This is a genomic window from Jannaschia sp. Os4 (assembly GCF_016820245.1).
In the GTDB taxonomy this organism is placed as follows: domain Bacteria; phylum Pseudomonadota; class Alphaproteobacteria; order Rhodobacterales; family Rhodobacteraceae; genus Jannaschia.
The window spans coordinates 23,961-33,076 of sequence record NZ_JAFCAR010000008.1; the positions used below are offsets into that span (position 1 = coordinate 23,961).

Here is a 9,116-nt window from a genome sequence, read left to right on the forward strand (position 1 = left end):
CGCCTCAGCCCGACTAGCCCTCCGGTCGATCTGCGCCGGCGGCGATCGCCTACAGTCAGGTGTGCCGCCGAAGCGCGTCCCGGAACCCATGCCCGGGCGTATACCCGATGGCCCCTGCCGCAGCTTCCCGCGTCGCGCCGTCCCGGATCATCTCCGCCGCCCGGTCCATGCGCCACGCCGTCTGAAACGCATGGGGCGTCAGGCCAGTGCTGTGTTTGAAGGCTTCCTGGAACCGGAACGGGCTCATCGCCGCGACGGCGGCGAATTCCTCCAAGGTGGTCCGACGGGTGATGTTGGCGTCGAGGAACTCGACCACGCGGTCGAGTCTTCGGCCATCCAGACCTTTGGCGTTCGCCCGTGGAAGTCGTCCGCCGAAACTGTCGACTGCGATATGGCGCAACGCCGCGCGCACGACCTCCTCGAGTTCCAGTGCGGAGGTCGACCAGGCGCCGCGGCCGGTCGCGCGCAACCGCAGCGCCAGCGCGGTGAGGACTGCATCCTCGCAATCGTAGACATCCGCGAGGTCCACGAGGCCGGGTGCCGCCATCTCGTCGGCCACGGCGCGGCGCAGACGTTCGGAGACCTGCACCGAGATGCATTCGGCGGGGCGGTCGAGCCCGACCCAGCGGATGCTCTCCGCGCCGTTGAAGCCGCCGGTCATGCCGTGCAGCGAGCGGCGCTCGCCGCGGCCTTCCACGTCGACCACGGCGTGAGTGCCGGTGAAGTTGTAACCGAGGCTATAGGGCTCGCTTACGGACGGCTCGACGGTCTCGTCAGGCGGCGGGATGACGCCCCAGAAGGCATCGATGTCGTCGGTCTGCATGGTCCAGGTCACCGCCCGAACATAGCGAGGATCCGCAATGCGGCGAGGCCGACGTGGATCGCGACCGTCCCGATCTTGCCGATTTCAAGTGGCCGGGAACCGGAGGCAGTCGGGATAATCTTTGGCTCATCAATCGGTTCTCAGAAGCGACGGCTCCAAAAGCCTCTCGGTATGCCCAATCGTCGCGGCAACCCCTCCCCCTCCCCCCCGTTTGTCATTCCGAATGGCGGCCGATCGCGGCCACCGCACACGATCAACGGACGCATTATGACGAAGACCGAACGCAGGAGCCGTTCCGCTCTCTTCGGGCAAGCCAGGATGCAATTCGCTTCCCAGCCGCGCACGATCGCATCCCCCATCACCAAAGAAGGAAGATCTCGATGACCGACACAACCGACACCACCCGCCGCGGCCTTCTCGGCGCCGCCGCGGCCGGCCTCGCCACCGTCGCTGCGACCCGATCCGCGACGGCGCAAGAAGCCCCTGCCGCGTCCCCACGCTTCGCGGACCGCCACGTCCTCATAACGGGCGCCACCTCTGGCATCGGCGAAGGCACCGCACGGGCCTTCGCTGCCGAAGGGGCCAAGGTCTCCTTCAACGGACGCCGCGCCGAGATGGGCGAGCGGATCGCCGCGGAGATCAATGCCGACCCGGCCGTACAGGCCAGCGGCGGGGGCGCCTTCTACATGCAGTCCGACGTGCGCGAGGAAGCGCAGATCGTCGACTTCGTGCGCGCCGCGACGGAGTACTACGGCCCATTCCACGTGGCCTTCAACAATGCGGGCGTGGTGTTCGGAAACGGCTCGCTGACGGGCAACGGCCCCTTGGCCGAGATCGAGGCGGCGGATTTCGACGACGTCTGGGCCACGAACGGACGCGGCGTGTTCCTGTCGATGAAGCACGAGATCCCGGTGATGCTCGGGAACGAGCCGTGGGGCCGCCACGGCCTGCGCGGCGTGATCGTCAACAATGCCTCGGTCAGCGCGCATGGCGGCTTCCCAGGGATCGGCCCCTACTCGACCTCCAAGCACGGGGTGTTGGGCCTCACCCGCGGGGCCGCGCTCGACTACGGGATGCAGGGCATCCGCATCAACTCGATCTCGCCGGGCGGTGTGGACACGCCCATGCGCCGCGCTTCCATCGAGGCGCAGGGCAACGATCCCGACGAAGCGCAGGCACCGAATGTCCGCCACACCACCAATACGGTAACCGAGATGGCCGATGTGGTGATGTTCCTCGCCATGGGCGATGCGCCCTCGTCGATCCAGGGCACCGATCTCGACGTGACGATGGGGATGCTGACGGGACCCTTTGCGCCGCCGAATCCGAATACCTGATGCCAAGCCGTCCGCATAGTGGGCGGCTCAAACCTGAACGACACGGGAGACCGACATGACCGACGACACCGATCCAACCCGCCGTGCGATGCTGGCGGGCGGTGCGCTCGCCGCCGCCGCGACGACGTTGGGAACCACCGCCGCCCGGGCGCAGGATGCGCCCGCAGGCGAGCTCGCGGGCCAAATCGCCCTCGTCACCGGCGGCGCGCGCGCCATCGGGCGGGCCATCGCGCTGGAACTGGCGCGGATGGGTGCGGACGTGGCCATTCTCGACATCGCCGATCCGGAGGCCATTCCCGGCATCGGCTATCCACTCGCCTCGCGCGCCGATCTCGACGAAGCGGTCGAGCTGGTCCGCGCCGAGGGCGTCCGTTCCATGGCTATCGTCGCCGACATCCGCGACGAGGCCGCGTTGCGAGAGGCCCGCGCCGCCGTCGAGGCGGAGCTGGGTCCGGTCGATATCCTGTGTCCGAACGCCGCCATCGTGACCTCCGCCGCTTTCGACGAGATGACGGGCGATGAGTGGCGCGTGGCCATCGACGTCAACCTGAACGGCACCGCGAACACGATCCGGGTCTTTATGCCGCCGATGATGGAGCGTGGTCGCGGCCGGGTGGTCGTCACCTCATCGTCTGTGGCTCGCCACGGCAGCGCGGGCAACGCGCAATACGTCGCGAGCAAGTGGGGCGTGAACGGGCTGGTGAAGTCCGCGGCCGCCGCAGCCGCGTCAGCTGGCGTGACCGCGACCGCCGTCGCACCCACCGCCGTCGAGAGCGTCCGGATGCCGGAGGGCGACGCGTTGGAGCAGGCCAACGAGGCGCTGTCGAACGGCGGCTACAATGCCATGGACATCGCATTCCTGGAGCCCGTCGAGATCGGCCACGCGGTCGCGTTCCTCGCGAGCCCGCGCGCAGCCTTCATTACCGGCGAGATCGTGGACGTCGCCGCCGGCGCGAACATCCGGTGGACGGCATGATGGTCCGGCTCTGCGTCGTGGCGGCCTTACTGGTCTCGGCCTGCGCGCCGACCGGAGGCGCCCCGTCCCGGCCGCATAGCCCGGACCTCAGTTGCCTCGACCGCGCGACGGCGACCGCCATCGCGATCGAGAACGGCAGCCGCGACACCAATCGACTGCGGCCCTGCGCTTGAGACGAGGAGACCAACGATGACCGACGACACTACTGGCGGCACGACCCGCCGCACTCTGCTTGCCACCGGGGCCGCGGGCCTCGCGGCGGGCGCGACCCTCGCCGCCGGGTCTGCGCAGGCGCAGGAGGGGCAAGCCAATGGCCCGCTCGCGGGACGGTCCGCTCTCGTGACCGGCGCCGCGCGCGGCATCGGTCGTGCCATCGCGCTCGAGATGGCGCGGGGCGGTGCAGACGTGATCGCGCTCGACGTCGCCGCCGACATCGACGGCTGGAGCGTGCCGATGGCCACGCCGGACGAGTTGGAGGCGGTGCGGGCCGAGATCGAAGCACTCGGCGTCTCCTGCGCGACCGTGCGGGCCGACATCCGCGACCGCCAAGCGATGCGTGACGGCCTCCGCGAGGCCTCCGGGTCCGTCGCGCCCGTGGGCGTCGTCGTGGCCAACGCGGGCATCGCTGGCAACCAGCCCTTCCTCGACACCGCCGACGACGAATGGGAGGCGAACTGGGACCTTATCACCGACGTCAACGTGAAGGGCACCGCCAACACGATCCGCGCCGCCGGCCCGACGCTCGTGGCCAACGGGGGCGGAGCGATCATCGTGACCTCGTCCACCTTTGGGCGGCAGGGCAACGGCACGAACCCCGCCTACGTCGCGTCCAAGTGGGCGTTGCAGGGCTTGGTGAAGGCCGCTGCGATCGAGTTTGGCCCGCAGGGCGTGACGGTGAACGCGATCGCGCCCACGGCGGTGCGCACGGGCCTGTCGGGGCCGCAGACGGAGGAGCAGCGCGCCGAAGGCAATGCGTGGCTCAACGAGAACTACCACCCGATGGACATCGGCCTTCTGGAGCCCGAGGACATCGCGCCCTCGGCGGTCTACCTCGCGACCGAGGCCGCGCGCCTCGTCACGGGGGCGACCATCGACGTCGCCGCGGGCGCGAACGCGCGCTACACGGCATGAGATCGCGCGGGACGCCCGCCGTCCTGACCTCCCTGAGGGGGCGGGGCGTTTCGCGCGCGGGCGCGACCGGGGACGAGGTCGACCGCACGACCGCCCCGGTCGCGCCGAGAACGTTCCCGGTGCCGCTGCGCCCGGCGATCCTCGCGGCTGTCTGCGCGGCTTGGCCCGCGCTCGCGGTAGCCCAGATGATCGAGACCTTCGCCGTCCTCCCCGACTTTGGCGAAGGCGCTGTGTTCGACGCGAAGGGGCGGCTCTTCGCCTCCGATCCGTTCAACGGGCGCGTCATCATGTTCGGCGACGACGGCACCTTCACGACTTGGGCCGAGGTCATGCAGCCGAACGGCCACAAGGTGCTGGACGACGGCATCCACGTGGTCCAGACGCCGGACGGGCCTCTACGGCTTTCTTCGGACGGTGCGCCGCTTGGACTGATCGTCCCTCCCGAAGGTGCCGCGCCTTTCCTGACGCCCAACGACCTGACGCCGGACGGGGCGGGCGGCTTCTGGTTCACCGATCCGGGCCGCTTCGGCGAACCCGACCCGGGGCGCGTGTTCCACGTTGATGCCGAAGGCACGGCGACGCTGGCGGCGGAGGGGATCGACTTCCCCAATGGCGTGGTGCTGCGCGCGAATGGGCGCATGCTGCTCGTCGGCGAAAGTCGTGCAAACCGGGTGCTGGCATTCCCCGTCGACGGGCGGGGCACGCTGGGTCCGTCATCCGTCTTCGCCGTGCTGCCGGAGACCGAGACGACATGGACGCCATCGGGGCGTCCCGAACCCGACGGCATGGCGCTCGACACTGACGGCACTCTCTACGTCGCGCATTTCGGCACGCCGTTCATCCATCGCATCGCGGCCGATGGCACGATGCTCGACCCGATTGATACCAATGCGCCTTCCATCACCAACATGGCCTTCGACCCTGCGGGCGACGCGCTCTTCGTGACCGCCGCCACGGGGCCGACCTTCCGCGACGGGGGCCGGATGCTTCGCGTTTCCCTGCCCGGTGTCGAGGGGCAGCCGCTTCTTCCAACCCCCTGACCTCACCAAACGGAGTTCGACGATGACCGACACACCCACCTCCCCCACCCGCCGCGGTCTCCTAACCAGCGCGGCCGTCGCCGCGACCGCCGTCGCCGCGGGCGCCTTCGCCCCCGGCACGGCCCGCGCGCAATCGACGGCAGCCGCCCCCGGCCGTCGGATGCTCGGGGGCCTCGAGACCTCCGCCATCGGGATGGGCGTGCAGAACGTCCACCGCACCTTCACCTCGCTGATCCCCGAACGCGCGGACATGGTCGCCCTCCTCCGGGCCGCCCACGAGGAGGAAGGCGTCGACTTCTTCGATTGCGCCGAGTTCTACGGGCCCTTCGCGGCGGAGGAGATCCTCGCCGAGGCCATCGCGCCCTTCCGCGACGAGGTGCAGATCACCACGAAGTTCGGCTTCGATGTCGATCCCGAGACGGGCGCGTTCGGCGGCGGCGTCAATAGCCGCCCCGACCACGTGCGCCGGGCCGTCGAGGGCTCGCTCCGGCGGCTGGGGACGGATCGCATAGATCTGCTGTACCAGCACCGCGTCGACCCGCAGGTGCCGATCGCCGAGGTGGCAGGCGTCGTGGGCGAGATGATCGACGAGGGAAAGGTGCTGCACTGGGGTCTGAGCGAACCGGGCCTGGACACGCTGCGCCGCGCCCATGCCGAGCGCCCCTTGGCCGCGGTCCAGAACGAGTACTCTGTCCTCTTCCGCGGCTTCGAGGCGGATGTGCTGCCGCTGACGCGCGAGTTGGGCATCGGCTTCGTTCCCTATGCGCCTTTGGGCTACGGCTTCATGACCGGTGCCATCGACATGAACACGCAGTTCGTTCCATCGGACTACCGCGCCAACACCGCCCGCATGGAGCCTGCGAACCGCGAGCCGAACCTGCGGCTGGTGCAGGTCGCGCGCGATTGGGCGGAGCGGAAGGGTGCGACGCCGGGCCAGGTCTCCCTGGCCTACCTCATGGCGCAGCGCGACGACCTGATCCCAATCCCCGGCACGACGAACCTCCAGCACATGCGCGAGAACGCCCGCGCGGCGCAGGTGACGCTGACGCCGGACGAGCTTGCTGAGATGACGGCGGCCCTCGACGCCATCGAGGTGCAGGGCGAACGCGCGCCGCCGCCCGTGCAGGAGTGGAACGGCGCAGAGGCGCCAGACGCGACCTGAGCGTCCTTCCCGACCTCGCGCACCGCGCGGGGTCGGCCCCGCAACCGGCATAGCTTGAACCGGAGACAAAGATGATCCGCACCACCGCCTTGATCCTCGCTCTCGCCGCGCATCTCTCGACTGACCCAGCAGTCGCACAGGATGCTTCCAGTCCCGATGTGTCCCAGATCAGCGCTCACATGGGCGAGATGGCGATGGCCGTGGGGGCAGGCGGGGGGCGGGAGGTCGCGGACCGACTGCGCTTCGAGCCCTACCAGCAGCTCGTCGACATCTTCACCCGCGGCGACCTCGTCTTCCTGATGCGACATGGACCCACCGACTGGTCCAAGCTCGACGAGGTCGACGTGGCCCCCACCGACTGCGCCAACCAGCGGATCATGTCCCCCGAGGGCAGGCGCAACATGCGCGACATGGGGAGCCTGCTGGCCTCCAACGGCATCGTGCCCGCCCGTGTCGTGGCATCGGAATGGTGCCGCAATCAGCAGACGGTGCAGAGCCTCCTGCAAGGCATGGGCGACGTGGACCCCGGGATCGCCGCCGCGATGCCCGTCGAGACGACGCCGGACCTCAACCTGCTGCTGAGCTTGCGGGGCTCGCCCGACGTCACGCCGCTGCGCGACCGCATCTCCGCATGGGCGGGCGACCCCGACCGCTCCGGCCCCCTGCTGGTAGTGTCGCACTACACCAACATCGAGGAGCTGACGCAGTTTCGCGTGTTCGAGGGAGAGATCCTCGTCATCGACCCGGCCCGCGACAACCTCGTGCTGGGCTACCTGCGCCTGCGCTCCGCCGCGCCGGACGTGGGCCACTTCGCCGACGCGCTGGCCTCGCCGCTCTTGGAGCGGGAGCGCGCCTTCGACATGGTCGAGCGCTACTATGCAGGGCTGAACGCGCGCGATGACGATCTGTTCGAAGGTACGCTGGGCGAGGAATGGTTCGTCCACGGCGAGAGCCCGAGCCGCCCGACCCGCGACGTGGAGAGCTATCTCGACGAGATCGCCACCTACATGGAGGGCATCCCCGACATCCGGTTCGCCATCGACAGCCTGCACTTCGCCGACGACGTGGTGACCGTGATCGGCACGCTCACCGGCACCCATACGGGCGAGGTGTTCGGCTACCCGGCCACGGGCCGCGCGGTCGAGTTCTCCGCCATCGCCGTCCACCGCATCGAGGATGGCAGCATCGTCGAGAGCTGGCAGATGCCCGATCGGCTGACGCTCGTGGAGCAGATCCGGTGACACGCGATCGGTCGATCGCCCCAAGGTAGCGGCGCCGCGACCGACGCTCGCCCACCTCCACCAATCTTGATAGGAGACCTTGCCATGCGCCTCACGTTCGCCCTGACCGCGGGTCTTGCACTTGTCTGCGCGTCGATTGCCTGGAGCCGACCGCCCCTCCCCGAAGCCGTACGGGCCGGTGACATCCACGAAGTACGCGATATCCTGCGCGCGGATGCGGACCCTAATGCGGTCGATCCTGATGGTCACACCGCGTTGATGATCGCCGCAGGGCGCGCCGACCCAGCAATTGTCGAGTTACTTCTCGCGGCAGGCGCGGACGTCCACCGCATCGAGCGCCAGACCGGCACGGCCGCGCTGCACAAGGCCGCCATGGGCGGCAACGTCCGCGTTGTGGAGCACCTTTTGGGGGCAGGCGCATTCATGAACCAGCAGAGCCCTCTCAACGGCCACACGGCCCTGATCGATGCTGTTTGGTATCGCCAGCCCGGCGCCGTCCGCGCGCTACTGCGCGGCGGGGCTCGCATCGACGTGGCCGCGCATTTGCATGGGACCGCCGCACCCTGTGATGCCCTGTGCTTCGCGCGCGCCGAGGCGGAAGCGGATGAATCGGCGGGCATCGAGGACGGCCAAGCCGCTTCGATCCTCGCCCTAATCGAGACAGAGGCGACCGCGCGTGCCAGATCCACGCCGCTGTCGCGCTTGCTGGACTCCATTGTGGCGGACGATCTCGCGGGCGTGGAAGCCGCGCTCGCGGACGGAGCCGACCCACAAGGCCGGGCGCTGAACGGCTTCACCCCCATCGTGCTGGCGTCGCAGGAGGGTCATGCGGCCATCGTGGCCCGCCTCCTCGACGCCGGAGCCGATCCCAATACTACCGGTCTCGTCATGCTGGCGACCCCCGTCCACAAGGCCGCCTATGGCAGTCACGACGATGTGGTGCGGCTCCTCCTGGAGGCTGGCGGTCCCCTTGAGGCGCAAGGGCCGAACAACGGCTATACCGCCCTGATCGATGCAGTGTGGCGGCGGGCCTGCGACGCCGTCGTGCCCGCGCTCCTAGAAGCGGGCGCGCGGCTCGATCCCCGGGGCCATGACGGTTTGACCGCATTGGACCAAGCGGAGCGATTGGACTTGGATAACTGCGCTGCGGCGCTTCGGAAGGCGGAGCAGTAAGGCATAGACGCGAAACTGTTCCACGAGGCGATCTTCATCAAGAATTCATCGGTACACGCGCTCCGGTTCAACCTTCGGCTGGTCCTAGTCACACGATCTCCTGATCTGAAGCGCCCCGAGTTTCCCGGAGGCTGGTTGGTTTGAGTTACGCGGCTCGCTGCTGCATGTCGATCCGGTCGTAGTAGGTGGCTTCGGCCTCTGCGGGCGGGATGTTCCCGATAGGTCCGAGCAGG

General features: G+C 69.0%; 8 protein-coding genes. 7 read left to right on the forward strand and 1 reads right to left on the reverse strand.

Translation table 11 applies throughout. The features are described 5' to 3' along the window. Positions 1-55: 55 nt before the first annotated feature. Positions 56-823, reverse strand: coding sequence for an AraC family transcriptional regulator (locus JQC91_RS17650; protein WP_203288938.1), 768 nt, complete (start codon positions 821-823; stop codon positions 56-58). Between the two features lie 380 nt (positions 824-1,203). Between JQC91_RS17650 and JQC91_RS17655 the strand changes: the two genes are divergently transcribed. From JQC91_RS17655 to JQC91_RS17685, 7 genes are all read left to right on the forward strand, one after another. Continuing rightward, positions 1,204-2,160, forward strand: a complete 957-nt coding sequence (locus JQC91_RS17655; RefSeq protein ID WP_203288940.1) for an SDR family oxidoreductase — start codon at positions 1,204-1,206, stop codon at positions 2,158-2,160. A 55-nt stretch (positions 2,161-2,215) separates the two neighbouring features. Further along, on the forward strand, positions 2,216-3,136 hold the full coding sequence (locus JQC91_RS17660; RefSeq protein ID WP_203288942.1) for an SDR family NAD(P)-dependent oxidoreductase: 921 nt from the start codon (positions 2,216-2,218) through the stop codon (positions 3,134-3,136). Positions 3,137-3,325: 189 nt separating this feature from the next. Continuing rightward, a complete protein-coding gene (locus JQC91_RS17665) occupies positions 3,326-4,267 on the forward strand; it encodes an SDR family NAD(P)-dependent oxidoreductase (protein WP_203288944.1) in 942 nt (313 codons plus the stop codon). A gap of 185 nt (positions 4,268-4,452) precedes the next feature. Continuing rightward, positions 4,453-5,307, forward strand: coding sequence for an SMP-30/gluconolactonase/LRE family protein (locus JQC91_RS17670; protein WP_203288946.1), 855 nt, complete (start codon positions 4,453-4,455; stop codon positions 5,305-5,307). Between the two features lie 22 nt (positions 5,308-5,329). Continuing rightward, complete coding sequence (locus JQC91_RS17675) at positions 5,330-6,469, forward strand: aldo/keto reductase (protein ID WP_238941680.1); 1,140 nt, start codon at positions 5,330-5,332, stop codon at positions 6,467-6,469. Positions 6,470-6,540: 71 nt separating this feature from the next. Then, positions 6,541-7,710 carry an ester cyclase gene (locus tag JQC91_RS17680; protein WP_203288948.1) on the forward strand — a complete coding sequence of 390 codons (1,170 nt, stop codon included), beginning with the start codon at positions 6,541-6,543 and terminating at the stop codon, positions 7,708-7,710. 84 nt (positions 7,711-7,794) lie between these two features. Next, the gene (locus JQC91_RS17685) at positions 7,795-8,883 is read left to right on the forward strand and encodes an ankyrin repeat domain-containing protein (RefSeq protein ID WP_203288950.1); all 1,089 of its coding nucleotides are present in this window, start codon (positions 7,795-7,797) and stop codon (positions 8,881-8,883) included. Positions 8,884-9,116: the final 233 nt, after the last annotated feature.